The sequence below is a fragment of the Mycobacterium kyorinense genome (assembly GCF_002101735.1).
In the GTDB taxonomy this organism is placed as follows: Bacteria; Actinomycetota; Actinomycetes; order Mycobacteriales; family Mycobacteriaceae; genus Mycobacterium; species Mycobacterium kyorinense.
This window is the reverse complement of the sequence record NZ_LQPE01000072.1, coordinates 26005-52554: the sequence shown is the minus strand read 5'-3', so window position 1 is coordinate 52554 and position 26550 is coordinate 26005. Positions and strand designations below refer to the sequence as shown.

Below are 26550 nucleotides of genomic sequence, written 5' to 3'. Positions count from 1 at the left end.
CTACACCAGCCAGGCCGCGGCGTTCGGCGGCAAGAGGCCGTCGGCCACCGGCGCGCCGGCCAGCAATAGTTCACCGCTCGGCAGTCGCGCGGGTCGCTTGCCGGCGTTGAGCACGCACACCAGCCCGCCGGACCGCTCGAACATCAACACACCACGCGGCGCGCCCAGCCAGACGATCTCACTACCGGCGAATTCGTCACGCTGCCTTCGTAATTCGAGCGCCTGACGGAAGAACGACAACGTCGAGCCGGGGTCAGCGAGCTGCTTCTCGACGGTCAGCGCTGCCCACTCCGGCGGCATCGGCAACCAGGTGTCAGCGGCGGTCGAAAAGCCGAACGGGGGAGTGTCGCCGGACCATGGCAGCGGAACGCGGCACCCGTCGCGTCCTCGTTCGGTGTGTCCGGAGCGCTCCCACGTCGGATCCTGCAAGACCTCGTCGGGTAGCTCCACGTTGGGCAGGCCGAGTTCTTCGCCGTTGTAGATGAACGCCGCACCGGGCAGCGCCAGCATCACCATCGCCATCGCCCGTGCCCTGGCGAGCCCCACCGTACCGCCGCCATAACGGGTGACCTCGCGGTCGACGTCGTGATTGGACAAAGTCCAAGTGGGCGTGGCATTTTCGATCGCCGCGGCGGCCAGTGAGTTCTCGATCGCGTCACGGATTGTGGCGGCGCCGAAACGGGCCTGCACCAACCGGAAATTGAAGCCGAGGTGCAACTCGTCGGGTCGCAGGTACTCCGCCCAGCGGGCGTTGTCGTAGACCCACACCTCGCCGATGGTCACCGCGCCCGGATAGTCGTCGACGACCCGGCGGATGTCGCGGTGAATCGCGTGCACGCCGGCGTGGTTGAACCGCGGATCGTCGTCTTTGTTGCGCAGCATCCGGTTGTGCTCGACCGACTGCATGTCCGGCAGGTCCGGCGGCTTGGCCATCCCGTGCGCGACGTCGATCCGAAACCCGTCCACCCCGCGTTCCAGCCAGAACCGCAGCGTCTTCTCGAAATCGTCGAAAACCTCCGGGTTGTCCCAGTTCAGGTCGGGCTGCTCGGCGTCGAACAGGTGCAGATACCACTGGCCCGGATTGCCGTCCGGTTCGACGACGCGGGTCCAGGCCGGCCCGCCGAACACCGACTCCCAGTTGTTCGGCGGCTGCTCGCCGCCGGGACCGCGGCCGTCGCGGAAGATGTAGCGCTCGCGGGCGTCGGTGCCCGGGCCGGCGGCCAGCGCGGCGGCAAACCACGGGTGCTGCGAGCTGGTGTGGTTGGGCACCAGGTCCATGGTGATCTTGATGCCGCGGTCGTGCGCCGCGGCGATCAACCGCTCGAGGGCGGCCAGCCCGCCGAACAGCGGGTCGACGTCGCGCGGATCGGCGACGTCGTAGCCGTGGTCGGCCATCGGCGACACGGTGACCGGGTTGATCCAGATCGCGTCGACGCCCAGCTGCACCAGGTAGTCCAGCCGGGCCGTCACCCCGTCCAGGTCGCCGACGCCGTCGCCGTTGCTGTCGGCGAAGGAGCGGGGATAGACCTGGTAGAAGACGGCATCCGCCCACCACGGGTCGCTCATCAGAACGGCGCGTTGACCAGCGAGTGGGCGGCCATTTCCAGGTAATCGAGCAGTTCCTTGCGGTGTGCGTCGTCGAGGGTCTGCGAGTCGATGGACGCGACCGCGATGTGCATGCAGCGCAACCAGGCGTCGCGCTCGATCGGCGAGATCCGGAACGGAACGTGACGCATCCGCAGCCGGGGATGGCCGCGCCGTTCGGAGTAGGTGCGTGGGCCGCCCCAGTACTGCTCGAGGAACATCCGCAACCGTTCCTCGGCGCCGGCCAGGTCGTCTTCGGGGTACACCTCACGCAGGATCTCGTCCTGCGGCACCAATTCGTAGAAGCGCGACACGATGGCATGAAAGGTCTCGGCGCCGCCGACGGCGTCGTAAAACGACTGCTGTTGTACTGGTTCCATCGCTTCCCATTGTGGGGCATCGCGGCGGGTGGTCGGTGGCCCGCACCCGTTGTTCACCGGAATGACCAGCGCACACCGCCCAATTTGGTATGCGATCGGCGCCGAATCATGGTGGACTGTTCGGCGGAGGACGTATGGCGCAGCATAAGAGACGCCGTGGTCACCGCAGTCCGGGTGCCGCGGCAAGCCCGACCGGTGCATGCCTGCACAGTGTCGACAGTCGTCCCTCCGTCCAGCACGACACGGGTTCCATCTGGAATCGCCGGCGGGTGCTGCTGCTGAACTCCACCTACGAGCCGCTGACCGCGCTGCCGATGCGACGGGCGATCATCATGCTGATCTGCGGCAAGGCCGACGTGGTGCACGACGATCCGGCCGGGCCGATCATCCACTCGGCGACCAGGTCGATCGCGGTGCCGTCGGTGATCCGGCTGCGCACCTACGTGCGAGTGCCGTATCGGGCGCGCGTCCCGATGACCCGCGCGGCGCTGATGCACCGCGACCGCTTCTGCTGCGCCTACTGCGGCGCCAAGGCCGACACCGTCGACCATGTGGTGCCCCGCAGCCGCGGCGGCGATCACTCCTGGGAGAACTGCGTGGCGTGCTGCTCGACCTGCAACCACCGCAAGGGCGACCGGTTGCTGACCGAGCTGGGCTGGTCGCTGCGGTTGGCGCCGACGTCGCCGAAGGGACAGCATTGGCGGCTGTTGTCGACGGTCAAGGAACTCGATCCGGCCTGGGCGAGGTATCTGGGTGAGGGGGCCGCCTAGCCCGGCGATGGGATACGGTTTGCGTCGTGAGCATGATGGAGATCCACCTCTACTTCGTGGGAATCCCGCTGCTGCTGGTTCTCGTGCTGGTGGCACTGATCTGGTCGCATAAGGGCGCCCACCCGCCGACCTACAAGATGTCCGAGCCGTGGACGCACCCGCCGATCCTGTGGGCCGCGACCGACGAAAACATCGGCGGCCACCACGGCCACGACGCCGCCGAGTTCAGCGTGGGAGGTGGCGCCAGTGGCAAGTGGTGAGGTTGCAACGGTCGCTCCGCCCGAGCTGCCCAACGGCTGGGTGGTCACCGCCAGCGGACGCATCTCCGGCGTCACCGAGCCCGGCGACGTCTCGGTGCACTACCCGTTCCCGATCAAGGACCTGGTCGCTCTCGACGACGCGCTGACCTACGGGTCGCGCGCAGCCGGGGCCCGCTTCGCCGTCTACATCGGCGACCTGGGCGACGACACAGCCGCCCGGGCCCGCGAAATCCTGGCCAAGGTGCCGACACCGAACGACGCGGTGCTGATCGCGGTCTCGCCCGACCAGCACGCGATCGAGGTGGTCTACGGCTCGCAGGTTCGCGGCCGGGGCGCCGAATCGGCGGCGCCGCTGGGCGTGGCTGCGGCCGCCTCCGCGTTCGCCGACGGTGACCTGATCGACGGGCTGGTCAGCGCGGTGCGCGTGATCAGCTCCGGCATCTCACCGGCCTAGCCGCCTTTTTCTTCGGCGCGAGCGTGCGCGTCCCCGGCCGACACGCCGATGACAAACCGTGTTTTACGCACGCTCGCGGCTAGGAGGCGTCGAACCGACGCGCCCGCAACGCCCGCTTGACGCCGTCCTGGCCCTCGAGCACCAGCCGCCGTAACGCCGGTGGCACCTCGGGGTCGGCGAGGAATTCGTCGGCGGCGGCGACGCCGTCGTCGCTGATGTCCCAGGACGGATAGAGACCGATGACCACCGTCTGTGCGACCTCGCTGGACCGGCGCTCCCACACCCCGGGGATGTCGGCGAAGTAGCGCGCGGTGAAGGGCTTGAGCAACTCGGCCTGTCCCGGTGAGACGATGCCGCCGATGATCGAGCGGCCGGTGACGTTCGGCAGCGTGTCGTCCTCGACCACCGTCGTCCACGCCTCTTCCTTGACCGCCGGCTGCGGTCGGGCCGCCGAGGCTTGGGCGGCGTGCCGCTTGCCGGCCGCCGTCGGGTCACGCTGCACCTCGGCGTCGATGACATCGGAGTCGACGACACCGGCTCTGGCCAGCGCGATGACGACGCGCCAGCGCAAATCGGTGTCGACGTCCAGGCCGGGCAGTCCCGACTGCGCGGGATCGCCGTCGAGCAACGCCGACAGCACGTCAGTGTGCCGCTCGGAAAGCACCGACGAGCACAGCGCATTGACGAACGCCAGCTGGTGATCCGAACCGGCATCCGCGCCGCGGGCCAACTCCAGCAGCCGATCGGCGAACGCCGGCCAGCCCTCCGCGGCGGCCCAGCCCGGCTCCGCGTAGGAGCCCAATGCGGCCTGGGCCTGCAGCAAAAGCCGCTGCGCGACACCGACTTCGGTTTCGGCGACGACACCGCGCGACACCAGCGCCACAAAGTCGCGCGCCTTGAACTCGGCCTCGCGGGTCATCTCCCACGCCGCCGACCACACCAGCGTGCGCGGCAGCGGCTCGGCGATATCGGCAATCCGTTGCAAAGCGGTGCCCAGCGACTCCGGGTCGAGCCGCAGCGAGCAATAGGTCAGGTCGTCGTCGTTGACCAGCACCAGTTGTCCACGCGAAACACCAACCAGCGCAGGAACTTCCGTGCTCGGCCCGGCCACGTCGAGCTCTTCGCGATGCACCCGAACCAACCGTCCGGCGCCGTCGTCGTCGTAAATGCCGACCGCGAGCCGGTGCACGCGGGTCTCACCGGCGCCCGGCTGGGCGCCACTTTGCGCCACCGCAAACCGGGTGAACCGGCCGTCGGCGTCGACGTCGAAGTCGGCGCGCAGCGTGTTCAGCCCGGTGGTCTTGAGCCACTGCCGACCCCAGTCGGAAAGGTCGCGGCCCGAAGCCTTTTCCAGTGCGCTCAGCAGGTCGTCGAACGTCGCGTTGTCGAAGGCGTGCTGGCGGAAGTAGTCGCGCAGGCCGGCCAGGAATTGCTCCAACCCGACATACGCAACCAGCTGTTTGAGAACGGAAGCGCCTTTGGCATAGGTGATCCCGTCGAAGTTCACCTCGACCGCGGCCAGGTCGGGAATGTCGGCAGCCACCGGATGCGTCGACGGCAGCTGGTCCTGCCGGTAGGCCCACGACTTCTCGGCGTTGGCGAACGTCGTCCATGCTCGGGTGTACTCGGTGGCTTCGCTTTGGCACAGCACCGAGGCGAAGGTCGCGAACGATTCGTTGAGCCACAGGTCATCCCACCACCGCATCGTGACCAGATCGCCGAACCACATGTGCGCCATTTCATGCAGCACCGTTTCGGCGCGACGCTCATACGATGCACGGGTGACCTTGCTGCGAAACACCAGGTCTTCGACGAAGGTGACCGCTCCGGCGTTTTCCATTGCGCCGGCGTTGAATTCGGGCACGAACAGCTGGTCGTACTTGCCGAACGCGTAGGGCACGCCAAAGTGCTTGTGGTAGAACCCGAATCCCTGTTTGGTTTCGGTGAAAAGCCGCTCGGGGTCCATGTATTGCGCCAGCGACGCCCGGCAGAAAAGGCCCAGCGGGATCTCGCCGTGCTCGTCGGCGTACGTGTCGTCCCAACGGGTGTACGGGCCGGCGACTAGCGCCACCAGGTAGGTGCTCATCCGCGGTGTGGTGGCGAACGTGTGCACACCGCCGTCGCTACTGACGGGGGTCCCGTTGGAGACCACCTGCCAGTGCGCGGGGGCGGTCACGGTGATGTCGAACGTCGCCTTGAGGTCGGGCTGGTCGAAGCAGGCGAACATCCGCTTGGCGTCGGCGGTTTCGAACTGCGAGTACAGGTACACCTCGTCGTCGACGGGGTCGACGAAGCGGTGCAGTCCCTCGCCGGTGTTGGTGTAGCGGCAGTCGGCGTCGACGACCACGACGTTGCGCTCGGCCAGGCCGCTCAGCGCGATGCCGGTCGACTCGTCGTATGCCGACACGTCGAGGTCGCGGCCGTTGAGGGTGGCGCTGCGAATCTTTTCGGCGGCGATGTCGATGAAGGTGTCCGCGCCGGCCAGCGCGTCGAACTCGACGGTGGTGATCGACCGGAAGGTGCGCTCGCCGGGTGCGCCGTTGCCGTCGGTGAGGTCCAGGCTGATCCGATAGCCGTCGACGGTGATCAGCGCGGCGCGTTCGACTGCTTGGTCACGGGTGAGGTTGGGAAGAGCCACGGCTCCAACCTAGGCGGCGATCGCAAGCGCGGCGCTGCCGGGCGCCGGGCGCAGCGGGTCGCCGCGACAACCGGGCGGCGATCGCAAGCGCGGCGCTGCCGGGCGCCGGGCGCAGCGGGTCGGCGCAACAACCGGGCGGCGATCGCAAGCGCGGCGCTGCCGGGCGGCGGGAACAGTCGTCCCGCGGCTACGGTTGTGCTGGACGGTTAATCGCACCGCCAACGAGAGGATCCCCATGCCCGAGAAGTCAGTCGCCGATTTCTGGTTCGATCCGCTGTGCCCGTGGGCATGGATCACGTCGCGCTGGATCCTGGAGGTCGAAAAGGTCCGCGACATCGATGTGAACTTCCACGTGATGAGCCTGGCGGTGCTCAACGAGAACCGCGACGATCTGCCGGAGGAGTACCGCGAACGGCTGTCGAAGGCCTTCGGTCCGGTGCGGGTCGCGATCGCCGCCGAGCAGGCCCACGGCGCCAAGGTGCTCGCGCCGCTGTACACCGCAATGGGCACCCGCATACACAACGAGGACAACAAGGACCTCGACGACGTCATCAAGCAGTCACTGGCCGAGGTCGGATTGCCCGCCGAGCTCGCCGACGCCGCCAACACCGACGCCTACGACGAGGCGCTGCGCAAGAGCCACCACGCCGGGATGGACGCAGTCGGCGAGGACGTCGGCACGCCGACCATCCACGTCAACGGCGTGGCGTTCTTCGGCCCGGTGCTGTCGAAGATCCCCCGCGGCGAGGAGGCCGGCAAGCTGTGGGACGCCTCGGTGACGTTCGCCTCCTACCCGCACTTCTGGGAATTGAAGCGGACCCGCACCGAACGTCCCGAATTCGACTAGCGCGCGTTCGGCGCGAGCGTGCGCAAACCCGGTGGCTAGATCGGCATGTCGACCGGCGACACGCACGCTCGCGGCAATGAAAGCGGCAATAAAAGCGGCAATGAAAGAATGTCGGGATGCGCGTCTACCTCGGCTCCGACCATGCCGGCTACGAACTCAAGCAGCAGATCCTCGAGCACCTGCAGAAGGCCGGCCACGAGCCGATCGATTGCGGCGCGTTCAGTTACGACGCCGATGACGACTACCCGGCGTTCTGCATCGCCGCCGCGTCGCGCACGGTGGCCGATCCCGGAAGCCTGGGCATCGTGCTCGGCGGGTCGGGCAACGGCGAGCAGATTGCCGCCAACAAGGTTCCCGGTGCCCGCTGCGCGCTGGCCTGGAGCGTGGAAACCGCGACGCTGGCGCGCCAGCACAACAACGCGCAGCTGATCGGCATCGGCGGGCGGATGCACACCGTTCCCGAGGCGCTGGCCATCGTCGATGCGTTCGTCAGCACGCCATGGTCGGAAGCCGAACGCCACCAACGCCGTATCGACATCCTCACCGAATACGAACGCACCCACCAAGCGCCGCCGGTACCCGGCGCCGACGGCTGACCGTGCCCGAAGGTCACACCCTGCACCGGCTGGCGCGGCTGCACCAGCGGCGGTTCGCCGGCGCACCTGTCGCGGTGTCCAGCCCCCAGGGCCGGTTCGCGGACTCGGCGGCGGCCGTCGACGGCCGGGTGCTGCGACGCACCAGCGTGTGGGGCAAGCACCTGTTCCACCACTACACCGACGGCCCGATAGTGCATGTGCACCTTGGTCTTTACGGTAGTTTCACCGAGCACGCCACACCGATGCCCGCCCCGGTCGGTCAGGTGCGCATGCGGATGGTCGGCGCCGAATACGGCACCGACCTACGCGGCCCGACGGTGTGCGAACTAATCGACGACGCGCAGGTCGCCGACGTGGTGGCCCGGCTCGGCCCCGACCCGTTGCGCCGCGACGCCGACCCGGGATGGGCGTGGGCGCGGATTACCAAGTCCCGCAGGCCAATCGGCGCGCTGTTGATGGACCAGACGGTGATCGCCGGTGTCGGCAACGTCTACCGCAGCGAGCTGCTGTTCCGCCACGCCATCGACCCCTATCGGGTCGGCCGCGCGATCACCGAAGCCGAATTCACCGAAGCATGGACCGATTTGGTCGCGCTGATGAAAATCGGGCTCCGCCGCGGCAAGATCTTCGTGGTGCGCCCCGAACACGACCATGGCGCGCCGTCGTATCTGCCCGATCGCCCGCGCACCTATGTCTATCGCCGCGCCGGCGACCCGTGCCGGGTGTGCGGGACGACGGTCCACACCGCGGAACTGGAAGGCCGGAATGTCTTCTGGTGTCCCGAATGCCAGCGATAGCAGATTCCGCCGCATTGATCAAGCTTGGGGCGCAAGCCATTCCATTCAAAACTGACTCACATCTGGCACATAGGTTGGTTTGATACGAAGGACTGTGTGAAACGAATCGCACACATCACTGCAGCAACAGCCGTCGTCGCCGTCGGTTTGGGGTTGGCTGGTATCGGCGCCGCATCGGAGGCCCACGCCCAGCCCGGCCCCTTCCCGCAATGGTGCCCGGGTGACTTCTGGGACCCGGGCTGGGGTCCTAACTGGGAGTGGAACTCTTGCCACGAAAACTGGCGTGGTCCCGGACCCAACCCGCATCCCGACCCGCACTGGGGACCCGGTTGGGGACCTGGCGGGCCGCCCCCGCCTGGTGGACCTGGATGGCACCCCGGACCCGGCGGACCTGACGACCACCCGGGCGGTCCTGGCGGCCCAGGCGGGCCAGGGGATCACCCCGGCGGACCCCGTCACTAGCCCATCTGACCAGCGCAGCGACGGTCGCGGCCAAGCCCGCGACCGTCGCCCAAAAGCCGCAGTCCGTTTGGGGCACAAGCCCTCGGGGTACCGCCGGAAGATGAAGAAATCTGTACGCGTCGCTGCAACGACGGCCTTGCTCTCGGCAGGTTTGGGCCTGGTCGGGTTCGGCGCGGCCAGCGACGTCCACGCGCAAACGACGGCTTTCCCGGCTTACCCGTGCAACCCGGGCGACGACTGGAACCCCGGAAACGGCCCGTACTGCAACGGCCCCGGCCCCGGCGGGGATTACGGTCCCGGTCCCGGCGGACCCGGCCCCAACGGGCCGGCGCCCGGCGCTGTCGGCGGCGGGGAGGACGGCGGTGCGGCCGGAGGCGGCAGCGGCGGCCACGGCGGTGGCGGCGGTGGCGGCGGCGGGCACTAGCGCCGCGCCTCAGCCTCCCTTGACGCCCAGCGCCGCGTAGATCTCGCCGGACAGCGCCACACTGCGCGGGTCGGCGTTGGCTTTGGTGGCGTCGAACCGATTCATCACATACGCGTAGCCGATTCGGTGTTCCAAGTCGACGAACCCGAACGAGCCGCCCAGCCCGCCGTGCCCGAAGATGTGCGGGTTGGGCCCGTTGACGCAGCGCTGGTTGAGCATGTAGCCCAGGCCCCAGCCGTGGTCGGCCACCCGCGGACCCAGCACCAGGTCGGTCTCGAAGCCGCCCTGCGGCACCCGGATCAGCTCCATGTGGCGGCGGCTTAGCAGCTTCTCCTGGGCGAGCGCGTTGTAGAAGGTCGCCAGGCCCAGCGCCGACACCTGCGCGTTGGTGCCCGGGAACTCGAGCGCCCGCCACAGCTGCAGGTCATTGGAGCCCAGCTCATCGTCGGGGGCGAAGCCCATCGACACCGCCAGCCCCGCCTTCGGGTGCTGGTCCAGCGACGTGGGGTAACCCGGCGCGTTGACGTCGGCCAGCATCTTGCGGATGTGCGGCTTGTTCACCAGATCGGCGCAGCGATGCTGTGCGGCCGGCGACAAACCGATGTGCACGTCGATGCCCAGAGGCTCGGCGATCTCGGCACGCAGGTACTGGCCGATCGTTTTCCCGGTGACCCGGCGCACCACCTCGCCGAGGATGAAACCGAACGTGGTCATGTGGTAGCCCTGCGCGGTGCCGGGCTCCCACCACGGTTCGGCGGCGGCAAGTTGATCGCAGACGAATTCCCAGTCGGCGACCTTCTCCCACGGCATCCGGGTGCGTGGGCCGATCACCCCCGACCGATGGCTCATCACCATCGCGATGGTGATGGCCTCCTTGCCGGCCTGTCCGAATTCCGGCCAGTAGCGGGCCACCGGCGCATCCAGGTCGATCTCACCGCGTTCGACAAGCTGGTGCACGCATGTGCTGCTCAGTCCCTTGGTGGTCGAGAGCACGGTGGCCAGGGTGTCTTCCCGCCAGGGCCGTTCGCCGGCCGCGTCCGCGCAGCCACCCCAGAGGTTGACGACGAGAGCGCCGTCCACCCAGGCGGCGACGGCGGCGCCGACCTCGCCGCGCAGCGCGAAATTCTGCCGGAACGCGTCGCGCACCCTCTCGAAACCCGACGCGCACGTGCCCTGGATTTCGACGTCGCCCATCGCGCCTTTCCCTTTGGGACAACCCCAGTCGAGCGGGCGACGGGAATCGAACCCGCGTCGCTAGTTTGGAAGACTAGGGCTCTACCATTGAGCTACGCCCGCATGCACAACTCGAGCCAGACTGTACGGCGCGTCCGACATCAAATCCAAATGACGCCGTCCCGTGACCTTGCCGTGAGGTCGATGCCGGGGACGGCGTCGTCGGGCCGTAGGATCGCGAGGTCACCGCGGGGTGTAGCGCAGCTTGGTAGCGCATCCGCTTTGGGAGCGGAAGGCCGCAGGTTCAAATCCTGTCACCCCGACTCCGCACCGAGCGCCGAAGCCCATCAGAACCGACACCGAGGAGCACAGCCGTGAAAAGCACCGTCGAGCAATTGAGCCCGACCCGGGTTCGGATCAATGTCGAGGTGCCGTTCACCGAGCTCGAACCCGACTTCGACCGTGCCTACAAGGAACTGGCCAAGCAGGTGCGGTTGCCGGGTTTTCGACCCGGCAAGGCGCCGGCCAAGCTGCTCGAGGCGCGCTTCGGCCGTGAGGCGATGCTCGACCAGGTCATCAGTGAAGCCCTGCCCAGCCGCTACACCCAGGCGGTGACGGAGTCGGAGGTGCGGCCGCTGGGCCAGCCCGACATCGAGGTGACCAACAAGGAGTACGGCCAGGAGCTGACGTTCACCGCCGAGGTCGACGTGCGCCCGGAGATCACGCTGCCGGACCTGAGCTCGTTGAAGATCACCGTCGATCCCATCGAGGTCAGCGACGAGGACGTCGACGCCGAGCTGCAGTCGCTGCGGGCCCGGTTCGGCACGCTGACGTCGGTCGAGCGGCCCGCCGCCAACGGCGACTTCGTCTCGATCGATTTGTCGGCCACGGTCAACGGCGAGGACGTGCCGGAGGCGACGACGCAGGGCCTGTCCCACGAGGTGGGCTCCGGCCAGTTGGTCGAGGGGCTCGACGAAGCGATCGTCGGTCTGTCGGCAGGCGAATCGAAAACATTCACCACCAAGCTGGCCGCCGGGCCGCACGCCGGGCAGGACGCCGAGGTTACCGTCACCGTCGGGTCGGTCAAGGAACGCGAGCTGCCCGAGCCCGACGACGAATTCGCCCAATTGGCAAGCGAATTCGACACCATCGAGGAGCTGCGGGCCAACCTGGCCGACCAGGTGCGACGGGTCAAGCGCATCCGGCAGGCGGAGGCGATCCGCAACGCCACGCTCGACACCCTGCTCGAACAGGTCGACATGCCGCTGCCCGAGGCGGTCGTGCAGGCCCAGGTCGACGACGCGCTGCACAACGCCATCCACCGCTTCGACCACGACGAAGCCAAATTCGCCGAGGCGCTTGCCGAGCAGGGGTCGTCGCGCGAGGAGTTCGACGCCGACACCCGCGCCGGCGCGGAGAAGGCGATCAAGACCCAGCTGCTGCTCGACGCGCTGGCCGACGACCTGGACATCCAGGTGGGCCAGGACGACCTGACCGAGCGGCTGGTGATGACCTCGCAGCAATACGGCGTCGAGCCGCAGCAGCTGCTTGCCTATATGCAGCAGAACAACCAGTTGCCGGCCATGTTCGCCGACGTGCGGCGCGGCCTGACCATCGCCGCGGTGGTCGAGGCGGCCACCGTCACCGACACCGACGGGAATGTGATCGACACCAGCGAGTTCTTCGGTCGGCGTGCCGCGGAGGAAGCCGACGACGTGGAGCCGGCGGGCGACGCCGAGTGAAGCTCTGAGCGAACGCGGGCACTTCGGGGAGTGCACCACGGCGCCGGTTGGTTAGTGTCGGACATAGGTGAACACGAGAAAGCAGGTAGTGCACTGTGAGCGGTGACATGCGTTCGAACACGCAGGGTCTGAACCTCGTCGACTCGGTCTATGAGCGCTTGCTCTCCGAGCGCATCATCTTCCTGGGTTCCGAGGTCAACGACGACGTTGCCAACCGGCTTTGCGCGCAGATTCTGCTGCTCGCCGCCGAGGACCCGACCAAAGACATCTCGCTGTATATCAATTCGCCTGGCGGGTCGATCAGCGCCGGTATGGCGATCTACGACACGATGGTGCTCGCCCCCTGCGACATCGCCACCTACGCGATGGGCATGGCGGCCTCGATGGGCCAGTTCCTGTTGGCGGCGGGCACCAAGGGCAAGCGCTATACGTTGCCGCACGCCCGCATCCTCATGCACCAGCCGCTGGGCGGCGTCACCGGCAGCGCGGCCGACATCGCGATCCAGGCCGAGCAGTTCGCCGTCATCAAGAAGGAAATGTTCCGGCTCAACGCGGAATTCACCGGCCAGCCGCTCGAGCGGATCATGGCCGACTCCGACCGCGACCGCTGGTTCACCGCTGCCGAAGCCCTGGAGTACGGCTTCGTCGACCACATCATCACCAACGCCCCCGTCAACGGAGCCGCATCATGAATCCCGAAATCCAGCCACAGGCCCGTTACATCCTGCCGTCGTTCATCGAGCACTCGAGTTGGGGCGTCAAAGAATCCAACCCGTACAACAAGCTGTTCGAGGAGCGCATCATCTTCCTCGGCGTCCAGGTCGACGACGCGTCGGCCAACGACATCATGGCGCAGCTTCTGGTGCTCGAGTCGCTGGATCCCGATCGCGACATCACGATGTACATCAACTCCCCGGGTGGCGGATTCACTTCGCTGATGGCGATTTACGACACCATGCAGTACGTGCGTGCCGACATCCAGACCGTGTGCCTGGGGCAGGCCGCGTCGGCTGCGGCGGTGTTGTTGGCCGCCGGCACTCCCGGCAAGCGGATGGCGCTGCCCAACGCGCGGGTGCTGATTCACCAGCCGTCGCTGTCGGGCGTGATCCAGGGGCAGTTCTCCGACCTGGAAATCCAGGCCGCCGAGATCGAGCGGATGCGCACGCTGATGGAGACCACGCTGGCCCGCCACACCGGCAAGGAGGCCGAGGTGATCCGCAAGGACACCGACCGCGACAAGATCCTGACCGCCGAAGAGGCCAAGGACTACGGGATCATCGACACCGTGCTGGAGTACCGGAAACTTTCGGCGCAGCCGGCGTAATCACCGCAGCGCCGCCGCCAGCTCGGCGATGTCGGCCGGTCGCACCCGGCAACACCCGCCGATGATCCGCGCGCCCGCCGAAACCCATTGCGGCACAAGCCGGGTCGAGAACCGCGACGGCCCGACCCAGGCGCGGCGGCCGCTGTCCCACTGCTCGCCGCTGTTCGGATACACGATGACGGGCTTGCCCGTCTCGGCCGCTAGCGAGATCGCCGGCAGCACGTCGTCGGGTGAGCAGCAGTTGACCCCGACCGCGACGATCTCCGGCACACCCGCGGCGACGGCGAACGCCTCGGCCAACGGCTGGCCGGCCCGGGTGTAAACGCCGTCGATGGTGTAGCTCAGCCAGGCCGGCACGCCCAACGCCTGCACCAGGTTGACCAACGCCTCGGCCTCGTCGACGTCGGGCACCGTCTCCAGTGCGAGCACGTCGGCCCCCGCCTCGGCCAGCACCTCGAACCGCGGGCGATGCCAGGACTCCAGCTGCGCCACCGAAAGCCCGTACCGCCCGCGATATTCCGACCCGTCGGCCAGCGCCGCGCCGTACGGCCCGATCGATGCGGCAACCCAGGAACCGCCGGCAGCTCTGGCAACGTCGACGCTGCGGCGCAGCAACCGGACGGTGCCGCCATGGTCGATGCCGCGAGCGGCGAAACCCTCGAACGAGGCTTGATAGCTGGCCGTGGTCGCATACATCGCTCCCGCGGCGAAGAACGCCCGATGCACAGCGGCGATCTCCTCAGGGGCGTCCACCAACAACCTGGCCGACCACAACGGGTCGGAAAGGTCGTTGCCGCGCGCCTCCAGCTCGGTGGCCAGGCCGCCGTCGCCGATCAACACGGTATCCTCGGGCACGGCCATTCCCACGGGCCCAGGGTAGGGCCCCGCGAATCGGTCCAGTAACGGCCGCGACACGCCAGGGACACGGCGGCGCGTTACGACGCGCGCCAAGCGCGGCGAGGCGATATGTTCAGGCGGACAGGCACGAATATCACTGACGCGATTCGGCCTTAACGGTCGCGTCGCGCCGGAGCAAGCGGGTAGCGTCGGGAAATACACGCGGCATACCACAACAAACGGTGAACAGGAAGTAGGCTCCCAGCACCATGGCGCGCATCGGAGACGGCGGCGACCTGCTGAAGTGCTCGTTCTGCGGGAAGAGTCAAAAGCAGGTCAAGAAGCTCATTGCGGGCCCCGGCGTATACATCTGCGACGAGTGCATCGATCTGTGCAACGAGATCATCGAAGAGGAACTCGCCGACGCCGACGACGTCAAACTCGATGAGCTGCCCAAGCCCGCGGAGATCCGCGAATTCCTGGAGGGCTACGTCATCGGCCAGGACACCGCCAAGCGCACCCTGGCCGTCGCGGTCTACAACCATTACAAGCGCATCCAGGCCGGCGAGAAGGGCCGCGACTCGCGCTCGGGTGAGCCCGTCGAGCTGACCAAGTCGAACATCCTGATGCTGGGACCGACCGGGTGCGGCAAGACCTACCTGGCCCAGACGCTGGCCAAGATGCTCAACGTGCCGTTCGCCATCGCCGACGCCACCGCGCTGACCGAGGCCGGATATGTCGGCGAGGACGTCGAGAACATTCTGCTCAAGCTGATCCAGGCCGCCGACTACGACGTCAAGCGCGCAGAGACCGGCATCATCTACATCGACGAGGTCGACAAGATCGCGCGCAAGAGCGAGAACCCGTCGATCACCCGCGACGTCTCCGGCGAGGGCGTCCAGCAGGCGCTGCTGAAAATCCTGGAGGGCACCCAGGCGTCGGTGCCGCCGCAGGGCGGCCGCAAGCACCCGCACCAGGAGTTCATCCAGATCGACACCACCAACGTGTTGTTCATCGTGGCGGGCGCGTTCGCCGGGCTGGAGAAGATCGTCTCCGACCGGGTCGGCAAACGCGGACTGGGCTTCGGCGCCGAGGTTCGCTCCAAGGCCGAGATCGACACCACCGATCACTTCGCCGAGGTGATGCCTGAAGACCTGATCAAGTACGGGCTGATCCCGGAATTCATCGGCCGGCTCCCGGTGGTCGCGTCGGTGACCAACCTGGACATGGACTCGCTGGTCAAGATCTTGTCCCAGCCGAAGAACGCGTTGGTCAAGCAATACACCCGGCTGTTCGAAATGGACGGCGTGGAACTGGAATTCACGCAGGATGCGCTGGAGGCCATCGCCGAGCAGGCGATCCACCGCGGCACCGGCGCCCGCGGCTTGCGCGCGATCATGGAAGAAGTGCTGCTGCCGGTGATGTACGACATCCCCAGCCGCGACGACGTCGCCAAGGTCGTCGTGACCAAGGAAACAGTGCAGGACAACGTGCTGCCGACGATCGTGCCGCGCAAGCCCTCGCGCACCGAGCGCCGCGACAAGAGCGCGTAATTCGCGGCGCCCGCGGGGCGCTAGCTAATGTTACTCGTGCGTAGGTTTTGTTCTTAGAGTTTGCATGCCAGCAAAAGTGACGAACACCACACTTCACCCGCGCATGCTTCCACACCGCGCGCCTGACCTCGATTTTTGAACCGATGGCGCTACGGTGGTCATGCGCGTGGGCGCGAATTAAACCCTAAGAGCAGTGCAATAATCGGTACTACCAGTGACATAAAACGCGGCCGGGGTTTTGCTTCGGCGGCGGGTACCGGTAGGCGCAACGCAGAGTGCCCGTGCGATAGACAGCGACGGAAGGCGGGGACGTGGGTCCGAACGACGACGGAGCCAGGTCGGAATCTCATTCAGCCAGCACGACAGCGTCCAAGCGGCAGAAGCTGGAACAAGTCGTCATCCGCTTCGCAGGAGACTCCGGCGACGGCATGCAGCTCACCGGTGACCGGTTCACCTCCGAGGCCGCGTTGTTCGGCAACGACCTGGCCACCCAGCCCAACTATCCAGCCGAGATCCGCGCACCGCAGGGCACCCTGCCCGGCGTCTCGTCGTTCCAGATCCAGATCGCCGAATACGACATCCTCACGGCCGGGGACCGGCCCGACGTGCTGGTCGCGATGAACCCGGCGGCGCTGAAAGCCAACATCGGCGACCTGCCGCGCGGCGGGCTGGTGATCGCCAACTCCGACGAGTTCACCAAGCGCAACCTGTCGAAGGTCGGCTACCAGGACAACCCGCTGGAGTCCGGCGAGCTGTCCGAGTATGTGGTGCAAGCGGTTCCGATGACGACGCTGACGCTGGGCGCCGTCGAGGCCATCGGCGCGTCGAAGAAGGACGGCCAGCGCGCCAAGAACATGTTCGCGCTCGGCCTGCTGTCCTGGATGTACGGCCGGCCGATCGAAACCAGCGAGTCCTTCATCCGCGAGAAGTTCGCCCGCAAGCCCGATGTCGCCGAGGCCAACGTGCTGGCGCTCAAGGCCGGCTGGAACTACGGCGAGACCACCGAGGCCTTCGGCACCACCTACGACGTCTCCCCGGCGAAACTGCCCGCGGGGGAGTACCGGCAGATCTCCGGCAACACCGCGATGGCTTACGGCATCGTCACCGCCGGCCAGCTCGCTGGTATCCCGGTGGTGCTCGGCAGCTACCCGATCACCCCGGCCTCCGACATCCTGCACGAGCTGTCGAAGCACAAGAACTTCAACGTCATCACCTTCCAGGCCGAAGACGAGATCGGCGGAGTCTGCGCCGCATTGGGCGCCGCCTACGGCGGCGCGCTCGGGGTCACCAGCACCTCCGGGCCGGGCTTGTCGCTCAAGTCCGAGGCCATCGGGCTCGGCGTGATGACCGAGCTGCCGCTGCTGGTGATCGACGTGCAGCGCGCCGGTCCGTCGACGGGTATGCCGACCAAGACCGAGCAGGCCGACCTGCTGCAGGCGATGTACGGCCGCAACGGCGAATCCCCGGTGGCGGTGCTGGCTCCCCGGTCGCCCTCGGACTGCTTCGAGACCGCGGTGGAGGCGGTGCGCATCGCGGTGTCGTACCACACCCCGGTGATCGTGTTGTCCGACGGCGCCATCGCCAACGGCTCCGAGCCGTGGCAGATCCCCGACGTCAGCACGCTGGAACCCATCGAGCACACCTTCGCCAAGGCCGGTGAGCCGTTCCAGCCGTACGCCCGCGACCCCGAGACCCTGGCCCGGCAGTTCGCCATTCCCGGCACGCCGGGTCTGGAACACCGCATCGGCGGTTTGGAAGCGGCCAACGGGTCCGGCAACATCTCCTACGAGCCGGCCAACCACGACCTGATGGTTCGGTTGCGCCAGGCCAAGATCGACGGGATTCGCGTCCCCGACCTCGAGGTCGACGACCCGACCGGTAACGCCGAGTTGCTGCTGATCGGGTGGGGCAGTACCTACGGCCCGATCGGGGAGGCGTGCCGGCGCGCGCGCCGCAGGGGCATCAAGGTGGCGCATGCCCACCTGCGCTATCTCAACCCGTTCCCGGCCAACCTGGGTGACGTGCTGCGCCGCTACCCGAAAGTCGTGGCGCCCGAGATGAACATGGGCCAGCTGGCGCTGCTGCTGCGCGGGAAGTATTTGGTGGACATCCAGTCGGTCACCAAGGTGCAGGGACTGTCGTTCCTCGCCGACGAGGTGAGCCGGCTGATCAGCGCCGCGCTGGGCGGCACGCTGGCCGAGATCGAGGAAGACAAGGCGATGGTCGCCAGAATGGCAGCGGCGACCGTTGGAGCAGGAGCTGACGCATGACGGACCTGATCGGTCACGACCTGGGGCTGAGCGCACTGAGCGGGGTGCCCACCACCGACGAGCCCCAGAAGGCCAAGGACTTCACCAGTGACCAGGAGGTGCGCTGGTGCCCCGGCTGTGGTGACTACGTCATCCTCAACACCATCCGCAACTTCTTGCCCGAGCTCGGGCTGCGCCGCGAGAACATCGTGTTCGTCAGCGGCATCGGTTGCTCCAGCCGGTTTCCGTACTACCTGGAGACCTACGGTCTGCATTCCATCCACGGCCGCGCGCCGGCCATTGCGACCGGGTTGGCGCTGGCCCGTGAGGACCTTTCGGTGTGGGTGGTCACCGGCGACGGCGACGCGCTCTCGATCGGCGGCAACCACTTGGTGCACGCGCTGCGGCGCAACGTCAACCTGACGATCCTGCTGTTCAACAACCGGATCTACGGTCTGACCAAGGGCCAGTATTCGCCCACCTCCGAGGTCGGCAAGGTCACCAAGTCCACGCCGATGGGATCGCTCGACCAGCCCTTCAACCCGGTGTCACTGGCGCTGGGCGCCGAGGCCACCTTCGTCGGCCGCGCGCTGGACTCCGACCGCAAGGGGTTGTCGGAGGTGCTGCGCGCCGCGGCCACCCACCGCGGGTCGGCCCTGGTCGAGATCCTGCAGGACTGCCCGATCTTCAACGACGGTTCTTTCGACGCGCTGCGTAAAGAAGGATCCGAAGAGCGGGTGATCAACGTCCGCCACGGCGAGCCGATCATCTTCGGCGCCAACGACGAATACTGCGTGGTGCGTTCCGGATTCGGCCTCGAGGTGGCCAAGACCGCCGATGTCGGCGCCGACGAGATCGTCGTGCACGACGCGCACACCGCTGACTCGGCCTACGCGTTCGCGCTGTCGCGGCTGTCCGACCAGAACCTCGAACACACCGTGATGGGTATCTTCCGCCAGGTGAGCCGGCCCACCTACGACGACGCCGCACGCGCGCAGGTGACTGCCTCCGCGGCGACCAGCCCTCCGGACCGGTCGGCGCTGCAAGCGCTGCTGCGGGGCCGCGACACCTGGACCGTCGCCTGACGTGGCAGCCGCTGCGGACCCGTTAGCAGGGGTGGTGCTGGCGGGGGGCGCGTCCCGACGGATGGGCCGTGACAAGGCCACACTTGCAGTACCGCAGGAGATTGCGGCTTGTAACGGCGCCACGACGATGGTCGAGCACGTGGTCGGAATTGTCGGCAAGCGCTGTCAGCCGGTTTTCGTCGTCGCCGCCCCGGGGCAGCCGCTGCCGGAGCTGCCGGCCGACATCCTGCGCGACGAGGTGCGCGGGCTGGGCCCGCTGCTGGCGACGGGACGCGGGCTTCGGGCCGCTCTCGAGGCCGGCGCCAAGCGGGCATTCGTGTGCGCCGTCGACATGCCGCTGCTGACCGTCGATTTGATCGACATGCTGGCCGACCGCGCCGCCGAGGTGGACGCCGAGGTGACGTTGCCGTGGGACGGCCGCGACCACTACTTGGCCGCGGTGTATCGGACCGACCTGGCCGACCGGGTCGACGCGCTGGTGGCCGCCGGTGAACGCGCCATGCGTGCGCTGATCGACAGCGTCGACGCGCAACGGATCGTGGTGTCCGACTCCCGGCCGCTGAGCAACGTGAATTCGGCGGAAGATCTGCGCACACTGGCACAGTCCAGCCGCTGAGCGCGCACAATTCGGCATTATCGCCGTCAATTCTTGGCTAAATTCCCGGCTCAAACAATGAGTAATTCGCTGCCGAAATTACGATAACCGGCTATTAGTGCCAAGAATTGCGCGCCTGGGTTGGGCGCGGATGCGGGTGAGGGCCGGCTGATATCCCCTTGCGGTGGAAGGGATTACAGCCTCCCAAGAGCTTGAAGACCGCCTGCGATTCGTTTGTCGCCGTTGATGCGAGCGGAGAAAATCCGATGGTTTCGCCTCGGCGAATAGGCATCCAATGCGGGCATCGCGCGTTTGTCGGCACCGGGTTGCGGTTGCCCGTAAGGGTTCCTAAACCCGTTGTGGCGTCACATAGTTGACGAACACGAATGCCGACACTCGGTGGTACAGCTCAAGTCTGAGCATCATCAGACATGGAAGTGACTGCAGTGCAAAGGGTTTGGAATCACCTGGCGCATCGGGCGATGAAGCACCGCGCAGACGGCCGTGACCCGCGTGGTATCGGCGCAGAACACACGGCGCGCTACTGACGCCATGTCAGCCGCAAAACCGACCGTCTGGCACGGGTAAACCGGTGGCCCAGCTCACAATTTCTGCGTGATTTGGCTCACGGCGTGCCACTGACTTTGCGGCTTTGACGCGGGCGAAAAAGATATTCGTGACCTGGGAAGACAATTATCAGCACCGCCCGTAAGGCGGTCGTTATCGAACCGAGATATGCGTGTCGGGTGAGATGACGAATGCAATCCGGTCTCGTACGGTCCGTCTCGGCCCTAAACGGCCACCCAAAATCGAATCCACGGACCCGCGTGTGAGCGGGGCTGCGAACGGCACGGCCGTCGCGCAGCCATCGGGCGCTAGCCCGCCGGGCGGACAACGCCCCCGCTGTCGTGCCTGAACGAGACGGCACGTTCCAAAGCACCAACCAGCCTGCACAGGCACCCCGAGCCCACGTTCGTGGGCTTGCTTTGGCGCGCGCACCGCGAAAGGAACGATGTTGAAGAACGTCCACAAGACGCTCATCATGGCCGCAATCACCGGGGCGCTTGCCGCTGCGCCGCTCGCGCCCTTTGCCGCGACCGCCTACGCGGAAGGCGAGGCCTGGGACTCGAACGCCGCCCTCGGCACCATGCGTGACGCGGCGCCCGCGGAGGACCTTCCTCCCGCTCCGGAGGACCTGCCCCCGGCTCCGGAGGACGTCCCTCCGGCTCCCGAGGACCTGCCCCCGGCTCCGGAGGACCTGCCGCCGGCACCCGAGGCGCCCCCTGCCCCGGAGGCCGCTCCCGAGCCCGCTCCGGCTCCGGCACCGGTGAAGAAGGCTTACAGCGTGAACTGGGACGCAATCGCGCAGTGCGAGTCCGGTGGCAACTGGTCGATCAACACCGGTAACGGCTTCGTGGGCGGTCTGCAGTTCACCCCGAGCACCTGGCATGCCAACGGTGGCTCGGGCTCCCCGGCCAACGCGAGCCGCGAGGAGCAGATCCGGGTGGCCGAGAACGTTCTGCGTACGCAGGGCATCGGCGCCTGGCCGGTCTGCGGCCGGCGCGGCTGACCTAACGGCTACACAAGACGGTGCCGGGCCTTCGGGTCCGGCACCGTCGTCTATTCAGGGGCCGGCAACACGAACGCCGACCTGGCCGCCACCGACGCCAGATGGCGGTTCAGCACCCTTTCCGGCATCAGCACGCTGGCCCGTGCGGCGATGGCGCTCAGTATTGCGGGACGGGCGTTGATCACCCGCCCGATCAAGGCCGCCTCGCGGACGATCGAGGTGACCCGACGGCGGCGGAAGGCGGCGAAGCGTGCGAACGCCGCCGGCAAGTCGCCGTCGCGCCGGACGCAGGCGGCCAACACCGCGGCGTCTTCGAGCGCCTGGCACCCGCCCTGGCCCAGATGCGGGCGCATCGGGTGGGCCGCGTCGCCGACCACCGCTATCGGACCACGGGCCCAGCAGCGGGCACGACCGCGGTCGTAGAGGTCATTGCGCAAGACGTCGGCCGGTGCGGTCGCGGCAAGCATGCTCGGGACGGGCTCCGGCCAGCCGACCAGCTTGCTCTGCAAGTACGCCAACTCGCCGCCGGGCGAAATCCGCCCTTCCGGAGCCCGCTCGGTGGTGAACCAGTAGGTGCGGTCCGGCCCCATCGGGACGTGGCCGGTTTGCACCCCGGGCCCGAGCGTCTCGCCGGCCAACTGCGGGTCCATGGCGCAGGAGGCCACCCCGCGCCAGGCGGTATAGCCCGCGTAGCGGCGTACCAGCGGGCCGTTGAGGTGCCGCGCCACCACCGAGCCGATCCCGTCGGCGCCGACGACGGCATCGGCCGTGCGGACCGTGCCGTCCGACAGCTCGAGTCGAACCTCTCCGTTGACCGCGACGGCGGTAGCCGACAGCCCGTATTCCACGGTGCCTGGCGCCAGCGCTGCAGCAAGGATGTCCCGCAAGACCGAGCGCTGCACCACCACCATCGGCTCCCCGAGCGCGGTGACCAATCTTTCGTCGGCGGGCCGGCGCAGCCACGAGCCGTCGCGCCAGCGCAGCGCACCGGCGGTGACGCGGCCACCGGCGTCGCGAACCTGATCCCCGATTCCAATGTGGTCCAGCGCGGCCAGCGCGTTGGGCCAGATGCTGATGCCGGCCCCCGCCGAGGTGTCGGCGCGTTCTTCGATCACCGAGACCTCGCGGCCACACCGCTGCAGCGCCGCCGCGCTTGCCAGACCCGCGATGCCCGCGCCGACGACGACGATGCGTTGCGCCATGCGGCCGAACTTATCGGGTGGGCGGTTGTGCTACCCAAGACGGATGACGGCAACGGCATTCGACGACCTCGATGATTACCTCGCGCTGCCGCGGGTTTCCGGCCTGGCCGTGTCGGCCGACGGGTCCCGACTGGTCACCACGGTGGCCGAACTCGACGACAAACGGGCCGAATACGTCAGCGCGATCTGGGAAGTCGACCCGTCCGGCCGCGAGCCCGCACGCCGACTGACCCGTGGCGCGCATGGTGAGTCGTCGCCGGCCTTCACCGTCGACGGCGACCTGCTGTTCGTGTCGTCGCGGCCCACATCCGGCGACGAGAAGCCGCCGGCCTCGCTGTGGCGGCTACCGGCTGCCGGCGGCGAAGCGGTCGAGGTGCTCGGCATGCCCGGCGGGGTCACTTCGGTGCGCACCGCGCGCGGTGCCGACGCGGCAGTGATCGCCGCGCCGCTGCTGGCTTCGGCCGACGGCGTCGACGACGATCGGCGGCTGCGGGATCTGCGCAAGGACTCCAAGGTGACCGCGATCCTGCACGACGGATTCCCGGTTCGATTCTGGGACAAGGATCTTGGCCCCGACCAGCCGCACTTCTTCGACGTGTCCGGTCCGCGGGACCTGACCCCGAATCCGGGTGGGGCGCTGCGCGAAGCCGGATTCGACATCAGCGCCGACGGCCGGTTCCTGGTGACGACGTGGCGGGTGGCCGGGCCCGGGCCCGCGCAACGGTCGGTTTTGGTGCAAGTCGACCTGGCCTCCGGCGAACGCAGCGTGATCGCCGACGATCCGGACGCCGACCTTGGCAATCCCGCGATCTCGCCCGACGGGTCGGCCGTGGCGTTCACCCGCGAAACCATCTCCACACCTGAGCAGGCGCCTCGAACAACATTGCAATGCATACGATTCGGCGAGCAGCCGGTGACGCTGGCCGAGGACTGGGACCGCTGGCCGGCCACGGTGACCTGGTCGAGCGACGGGGCCACACTGATCGTGACCGCAGACCAGGCCGGGCGCATTCCGGTGTTCGCCGTCGACGTCGTCACATCCGCTGTCACCCAACTCACCGACGACGATTTCGGCTATACCGACGTCGTCGCCGCACCCGGCGGGGTGCTGTTCGCGCTGCGCAGCTCCTACGCGACGCCGCCGCACCCGGTGCGGATCGATCCCGACGGCGCGGTCACCGTGCTGCCGTGTATCGAATTGCCCGCGCTGCCAGGGACATTGACAGAACTCAGCGCAACCGCGCCGGACGGCACGGCTGTGCGGTCGTGGCTGGTGCTGCCAGAGGACACCGCGCCGGCGCCGCTGTTGCTGTGGATTCACGGTGGGCCGCTGGGCAGCTGGAACAGCTGGTCGTGGCGGTGGAACCCGTGGCTGATGGCCGCCAAGGGCTACGCGGTGCTACTGCCCGACCCGGCGCTGTCAACGGGCTACGGGCAGGCGTTCATTCAGCGTGGCTGGGGCGCCTGGGGTGGGCCGCCGTTCGAGGACCTGATGGCAGCCTGCGACGCCGCCTGCCGGCATCCGCGCATCGACGCCGGCCGCACGGCCGCGATGGGCGGGTCGTTCGGTGGTTACATGGCCAATTGGGTGGCCGGCCACACCGACCGGTTCGCTGCGATCGTGACGCACGCCAGTCTGTGGGCGCTGGACCAATTCGGCCCCACCACCGACGTGGCCTACTACTGGCGTCGCGAGATGACCCCGCAGATGACCGCCGCGCATTCACCGCACCGCTTCGTCGAGAAGATCAGGACTCCGATGCTGATCATCCACGGCGACAAGGACTATCGCGTGCCGATCGGCGAAGCGTTGCGGCTGTGGTACGAGCTGCTCGCGCAGTCCGGCCTGCCCGCCGCCGACGACGGCACCAGCCCGCACCGGTTCCTGTATTTTCCGTCAGAGCACCACTGGGTGGTGGCGCCGCAGCACACCAAGATCTGGTATCAGGTGGTGCTGGCGTTCCTGGCCGAACATGTGCTCGGGGAGACCGGCGAGTTACCCGAAATCCTCGGAGTAGCGTCGGCGCCGTGACGGGAACACAGCGAGAGTTCGACATTGTCGTGTACGGGGCGACCGGCTTCGTGGGAAAGCTGACCGCCGAATACCTCGCCGGTGCAGCGGGCGACGCCCGCATTGCGCTGGCCGGGCGCTCGACCGAGCGATTGGCCCGGGTGCGCGAAACCCTGGGCGCCGCAGCCCAATCCTGGCCGCTGTTGGAGGCCGACGCCTCGTCGCCGTCGACGCTGGATGCGATGGCGGCGCGGACACAGGTGGTCATCACCACGGTCGGGCCGTACACCCGCTACGGGCTGCCGCTGGTCGGCGCCTGCGCGGCCGCCGGCACCGACTACGCCGACCTCACCGGCGAGGCGATGTTCGTGCGCAACAGCATCGACCTGTACCACAAGCAGGCCGCCGACACCGGTGCCCGGATCGTGCATGCCTGTGGATTCGATTCCATCCCTTCGGATTTGACGGTGTACGCGCTCTATCGGGCGGTCAGCGAAGACGGCACCGGGGAACTCGCCGACACCGACTTCGTGCTGCGGCGTTTCTCCGGCGGGCTTTCCGGCGGCACCATCGCGTCGATGATGGAAGTGATGGACACCGCGTCGAACGACCCCGATGCGCGGCGCCAACTCGACGACCCCTACACGCTCAGTCCCGACCGCGGCGCAGAACCCGACCTGGGCCGCCAGCCTGACTTGCGCTGGCGCCGTGGTCGCGACATTGCCCCGGAACTGGCCGGCAGCTGGACCGCGGGATTTGTGATGGCCCCGTACAACACGCGAATTGTGCGGCGCAGCAACGCATTACTGGACTGGGCCTACGGCAGGCAGTTCCGCTACAGCGAACACATGAGCGTGGGCTCGTCGTTGGCCGCGCCGGCGGCGTCGGCGGTGGTCACCGGGATCGGCAACACTGCTTTTGCGCTGGGCAGCCGCTATTTTCGGCTCCTGCCGCGGCGGCTGGTCGAACGGCTGGCGCCCAAACCCGGCACCGGGCCCAGCGCCGCGGCGCGTGAGCGCGGCTACTACCAGGCCGAGACGTACGCCAAGACGACCGGCGGCGCGCGCTACGTGGCCACGATCGCCCAGCAGGGCGACCCGGGCTACAAGGCGACGTCGGTGCTGCTCGGCGAAAGCGGCTTGGCGCTGGCACTGGACCGCGACAAGCTGTCGGAGCTGCGCGGCGTGCTCACCCCGGCGGCCGCGATGGGTGACGCATTGTTGGCGCGGTTCCCCGCAGCGGGGGTCTCGCTGAAAACCGCGCGGTTGAATTGAGCTGCGCTGAACCGCTGTCCGACAAGATCAACTGGACTACTGTCGTCACCGAATGACGACAACATCCCAGCAACGTTAGGTGGACGGGTCCATGGCCGGCCTAGATGATCTCTTCGCCCAAATTCCCACGAGTGACATTGCAGGCAAGCTCGGCGTCGACGAATCCGAGGTGAACAACGCGGTTCAACTGCTTGTGCCGGTGCTGGTCGGCGGTGTGCACCAGAGCGCGCAGGATCCCGACAACGCCTCGGCGATCGAGTCGGAGGCCAGCAGCCACGCCGCCCGAGGCTTACTGGACACCGGTGTCAACGTCGAGCACGTCGACGAGAACCAGGGCCAGCAGGCGATCGCGAGGATCTTCGGCGGCAACGACACCAGCCAAGTGGCCGCGGCGCTCTCGGGTTCCGGAGCCGGCAACGCCGACTTGATCCAGAAGCTGTTGCCGATTCTGGCGCCGATCGTGCTGGCCTACATCGGCAAGCAGATGACGCAGAAGGGCGGGCCGGCCCCGGCGGAGGAGAAGGCGTCCGGCGGCGCGCTCAACGAGGTGCTGGGCAGCATCCTCAGTGGCATGTCCGGCAGCCGCAACAAGTCGCTGGGCGGCGTCTTGGGTGACGTGCTCGGCAGCAAAGCGGGCGATATCCTCGGCGGCCTTTTCGGCAGGAAGTAACGCGGCCCACAAGGGCGGAGGTCGAGGCGGGCCCTCGGCCTCCATAGAATTGA

General features: G+C 67.7%; 25 protein-coding genes and 2 tRNA genes. 20 read left to right on the top strand and 7 right to left on the bottom strand.

The features are described 5' to 3' along the window. Both AWC14_RS09420 and AWC14_RS09415 read right to left on the bottom strand, forming a co-directional pair. Positions 1–1566 (bottom strand): glycoside hydrolase family 13 protein, encoded by a 1566-nt coding sequence (locus AWC14_RS09420; RefSeq protein ID WP_045380681.1) that lies wholly within the window; start codon positions 1564–1566, stop codon positions 1–3. Further along, the gene (locus AWC14_RS09415) at positions 1566–1964 is read right to left on the bottom strand and encodes a globin (protein WP_045380678.1); all 399 of its coding nucleotides are present in this window, start codon (positions 1962–1964) and stop codon (positions 1566–1568) included. Before AWC14_RS09415 ends, AWC14_RS09420 begins: the two co-directional genes overlap by 1 nt. 134 nt (positions 1965–2098) lie before the next feature. Here AWC14_RS09415 and AWC14_RS09410 point away from each other — a divergent pair, with 134 nt between their 5' ends. The 3 genes from AWC14_RS09410 to AWC14_RS09400 are packed head-to-tail and all read left to right on the top strand — an operon-like array spanning position 2099 to position 3448. Further along, complete coding sequence (locus AWC14_RS09410; protein ID WP_045380675.1) at positions 2099–2734, top strand: HNH endonuclease; 636 nt, start codon at positions 2099–2101, stop codon at positions 2732–2734. 35 nt (positions 2735–2769) lie between these two features. Next, entirely contained in the window at positions 2770–2994 is a 225-nt protein-coding gene (ctaJ, locus tag AWC14_RS09405) for an aa3-type cytochrome oxidase subunit CtaJ (RefSeq protein WP_045380737.1), read from the top strand. After that, a complete protein-coding gene (locus AWC14_RS09400) occupies positions 2981–3448 on the top strand; it encodes a DUF5130 domain-containing protein (protein ID WP_045380672.1) in 468 nt (155 codons plus the stop codon). The genes ctaJ and AWC14_RS09400 overlap by 14 nt, the downstream gene beginning before the upstream one ends. 79 nt (positions 3449–3527) lie before the next feature. On the opposite strand, the gene pepN is transcribed toward AWC14_RS09400, so the two are convergent. Beyond that, positions 3528–6086 carry an aminopeptidase N gene (gene pepN, locus AWC14_RS09395; RefSeq protein WP_045380669.1) on the bottom strand — a complete coding sequence of 853 codons (2559 nt, stop codon included), beginning with the start codon at positions 6084–6086 and terminating at the stop codon, positions 3528–3530. 235 nt (positions 6087–6321) lie between these two features. Here pepN and AWC14_RS09390 point away from each other — a divergent pair, with 235 nt between their 5' ends. The 5 genes from AWC14_RS09390 (at position 6322) to AWC14_RS28945 (ending at position 9212) form a co-directional block, all read left to right on the top strand. Then, complete coding sequence (locus AWC14_RS09390; RefSeq protein ID WP_045374474.1) at positions 6322–6933, top strand: Rv2466c family mycothiol-dependent reductase; 612 nt, start codon at positions 6322–6324, stop codon at positions 6931–6933. A 116-nt stretch (positions 6934–7049) separates the two neighbouring features. Next, positions 7050–7529, top strand: a complete 480-nt coding sequence (locus AWC14_RS09385; RefSeq protein ID WP_045374477.1) for a ribose-5-phosphate isomerase — start codon at positions 7050–7052, stop codon at positions 7527–7529. A 2-nt stretch (positions 7530–7531) separates the two neighbouring features. After that, entirely contained in the window at positions 7532–8326 is a 795-nt protein-coding gene (locus AWC14_RS09380) for an Fpg/Nei family DNA glycosylase (protein ID WP_045374480.1), read from the top strand. A gap of 96 nt (positions 8327–8422) precedes the next feature. Next, complete coding sequence (locus tag AWC14_RS30310) at positions 8423–8788, top strand: Mtp family mycobacterial-type pilin (protein WP_487246466.1); 366 nt, start codon at positions 8423–8425, stop codon at positions 8786–8788. 100 nt (positions 8789–8888) lie between these two features. Continuing rightward, entirely contained in the window at positions 8889–9212 is a 324-nt protein-coding gene (locus tag AWC14_RS28945; protein WP_162267186.1) for a hypothetical protein, read from the top strand. A 9-nt stretch (positions 9213–9221) separates the two neighbouring features. Here AWC14_RS28945 and AWC14_RS09365 read toward each other — a convergent pair whose 3' ends face one another. Beyond that, on the bottom strand, positions 9222–10406 hold the full coding sequence (locus AWC14_RS09365; protein WP_045374486.1) for a serine hydrolase domain-containing protein: 1185 nt from the start codon (positions 10404–10406) through the stop codon (positions 9222–9224). 31 nt (positions 10407–10437) lie between these two features. Then, positions 10438–10508, bottom strand: a tRNA-Gly gene (locus tag AWC14_RS09360). A gap of 126 nt (positions 10509–10634) precedes the next feature. Between AWC14_RS09360 and AWC14_RS09355 the strand changes: the two genes are divergently transcribed. The 4 genes from AWC14_RS09355 (at position 10635) to clpP2 (ending at position 13451) form a co-directional block, all read left to right on the top strand. Then, positions 10635–10708: transfer RNA gene (locus AWC14_RS09355), tRNA-Pro, on the top strand. Positions 10709–10759: 51 nt separating this feature from the next. Further along, positions 10760–12127 (top strand): trigger factor, encoded by a 1368-nt coding sequence (tig, locus tag AWC14_RS09350; RefSeq protein WP_045374488.1) that lies wholly within the window; start codon positions 10760–10762, stop codon positions 12125–12127. A gap of 107 nt (positions 12128–12234) precedes the next feature. Beyond that, positions 12235–12819, top strand: coding sequence for an ATP-dependent Clp protease proteolytic subunit (locus AWC14_RS09345; protein ID WP_045374490.1), 585 nt, complete (start codon positions 12235–12237; stop codon positions 12817–12819). Further along, positions 12816–13451, top strand: a complete 636-nt coding sequence (gene clpP2, locus AWC14_RS09340; protein ID WP_045374492.1) for an ATP-dependent CLP protease proteolytic subunit ClpP2 — start codon at positions 12816–12818, stop codon at positions 13449–13451. Before AWC14_RS09345 ends, clpP2 begins: the two co-directional genes overlap by 4 nt. Here the strand turns inward: clpP2 and mmuM are convergent, their stop codons facing one another. Continuing rightward, on the bottom strand, positions 13452–14312 hold the full coding sequence (mmuM, locus tag AWC14_RS09335) for a homocysteine S-methyltransferase (RefSeq protein WP_045374576.1): 861 nt from the start codon (positions 14310–14312) through the stop codon (positions 13452–13454). Between the two features lie 245 nt (positions 14313–14557). Here mmuM and clpX point away from each other — a divergent pair, with 245 nt between their 5' ends. From clpX to AWC14_RS29510, 5 genes are all read left to right on the top strand, one after another. After that, on the top strand, positions 14558–15841 hold the full coding sequence (clpX, locus tag AWC14_RS09330) for an ATP-dependent Clp protease ATP-binding subunit ClpX (protein WP_045374496.1): 1284 nt from the start codon (positions 14558–14560) through the stop codon (positions 15839–15841). Positions 15842–16152: 311 nt separating this feature from the next. Continuing rightward, on the top strand, positions 16153–18111 hold the full coding sequence (locus AWC14_RS09325) for a 2-oxoacid:acceptor oxidoreductase subunit alpha (protein WP_045374499.1): 1959 nt from the start codon (positions 16153–16155) through the stop codon (positions 18109–18111). Further along, on the top strand, positions 18108–19175 hold the full coding sequence (locus tag AWC14_RS09320; RefSeq protein ID WP_045374502.1) for a 2-oxoacid:ferredoxin oxidoreductase subunit beta: 1068 nt from the start codon (positions 18108–18110) through the stop codon (positions 19173–19175). The genes AWC14_RS09325 and AWC14_RS09320 overlap by 4 nt, the downstream gene beginning before the upstream one ends. Before the next feature lies 1 nt (position 19176). Then, entirely contained in the window at positions 19177–19791 is a 615-nt protein-coding gene (gene mobA / locus AWC14_RS09315; protein ID WP_081967986.1) for a molybdenum cofactor guanylyltransferase, read from the top strand. A 994-nt stretch (positions 19792–20785) separates the two neighbouring features. Continuing rightward, positions 20786–21340: a transglycosylase family protein gene (locus AWC14_RS29510; protein WP_045374579.1), complete on the top strand. Its 555-nt coding sequence runs from the start codon at positions 20786–20788 to the stop codon at positions 21338–21340. A gap of 50 nt (positions 21341–21390) precedes the next feature. Here AWC14_RS29510 and AWC14_RS09305 read toward each other — a convergent pair whose 3' ends face one another. Next, positions 21391–22542 (bottom strand): FAD-dependent monooxygenase, encoded by a 1152-nt coding sequence (locus tag AWC14_RS09305; RefSeq protein ID WP_045374507.1) that lies wholly within the window; start codon positions 22540–22542, stop codon positions 21391–21393. Positions 22543–22585: 43 nt separating this feature from the next. Here AWC14_RS09305 and AWC14_RS09300 point away from each other — a divergent pair, with 43 nt between their 5' ends. The 3 genes from AWC14_RS09300 to AWC14_RS09290 all read left to right on the top strand — a co-directional run bounded on the left by AWC14_RS09300 (position 22586) and on the right by AWC14_RS09290 (position 26497). Beyond that, complete coding sequence (locus AWC14_RS09300; RefSeq protein ID WP_045374510.1) at positions 22586–24574, top strand: S9 family peptidase; 1989 nt, start codon at positions 22586–22588, stop codon at positions 24572–24574. Next, the gene (locus AWC14_RS09295; protein ID WP_045374513.1) at positions 24571–25827 is read left to right on the top strand and encodes a saccharopine dehydrogenase family protein; all 1257 of its coding nucleotides are present in this window, start codon (positions 24571–24573) and stop codon (positions 25825–25827) included. Before AWC14_RS09300 ends, AWC14_RS09295 begins: the two co-directional genes overlap by 4 nt. A 91-nt stretch (positions 25828–25918) precedes the next feature. Then, positions 25919–26497 (top strand): DUF937 domain-containing protein, encoded by a 579-nt coding sequence (locus AWC14_RS09290; RefSeq protein WP_045374582.1) that lies wholly within the window; start codon positions 25919–25921, stop codon positions 26495–26497. The last annotated feature ends 53 nt before the right edge of the window (positions 26498–26550 follow it).

Bases quoted from the DNA above. Each gene is read 5' to 3' on its own strand.
- AWC14_RS09420 (WP_045380681.1), bottom strand. From the start codon at position 1,566: ATGAGCGACCCGTGGTGGGCGGATGCCGTCTTCTACCAGGTCTATCCC.
- AWC14_RS09415 (WP_045380678.1), bottom strand. From the start codon at position 1,964: ATGGAACCAGTACAACAGCAGTCGTTTTACGACGCCGTCGGCGGCGCC.
- AWC14_RS09410 (WP_045380675.1), top strand. From the start codon at position 2,099: ATGGCGCAGCATAAGAGACGCCGTGGTCACCGCAGTCCGGGTGCCGCG.
- ctaJ (WP_045380737.1), top strand. From the start codon at position 2,770: ATGGAGATCCACCTCTACTTCGTGGGAATCCCGCTGCTGCTGGTTCTC.
- AWC14_RS09390 (WP_045374474.1), top strand. From the start codon at position 6,322: ATGCCCGAGAAGTCAGTCGCCGATTTCTGGTTCGATCCGCTGTGCCCG.
- AWC14_RS09385 (WP_045374477.1), top strand. From the start codon at position 7,050: ATGCGCGTCTACCTCGGCTCCGACCATGCCGGCTACGAACTCAAGCAG.
- AWC14_RS28945 (WP_162267186.1), top strand. From the start codon at position 8,889: ATGAAGAAATCTGTACGCGTCGCTGCAACGACGGCCTTGCTCTCGGCA.
- AWC14_RS09365 (WP_045374486.1), bottom strand. From the start codon at position 10,406: ATGGGCGACGTCGAAATCCAGGGCACGTGCGCGTCGGGTTTCGAGAGG.
- AWC14_RS09345 (WP_045374490.1), top strand. From the start codon at position 12,235: ATGCGTTCGAACACGCAGGGTCTGAACCTCGTCGACTCGGTCTATGAG.
- clpP2 (WP_045374492.1), top strand. From the start codon at position 12,816: ATGAATCCCGAAATCCAGCCACAGGCCCGTTACATCCTGCCGTCGTTC.
- mmuM (WP_045374576.1), bottom strand. From the start codon at position 14,312: ATGGCCGTGCCCGAGGATACCGTGTTGATCGGCGACGGCGGCCTGGCC.
- clpX (WP_045374496.1), top strand. From the start codon at position 14,558: ATGGCGCGCATCGGAGACGGCGGCGACCTGCTGAAGTGCTCGTTCTGC.
- AWC14_RS09320 (WP_045374502.1), top strand. From the start codon at position 18,108: ATGACGGACCTGATCGGTCACGACCTGGGGCTGAGCGCACTGAGCGGG.
- AWC14_RS09305 (WP_045374507.1), bottom strand. From the start codon at position 22,542: ATGGCGCAACGCATCGTCGTCGTCGGCGCGGGCATCGCGGGTCTGGCA.
- AWC14_RS09300 (WP_045374510.1), top strand. From the start codon at position 22,586: ATGACGGCAACGGCATTCGACGACCTCGATGATTACCTCGCGCTGCCG.
- AWC14_RS09290 (WP_045374582.1), top strand. From the start codon at position 25,919: ATGGCCGGCCTAGATGATCTCTTCGCCCAAATTCCCACGAGTGACATT.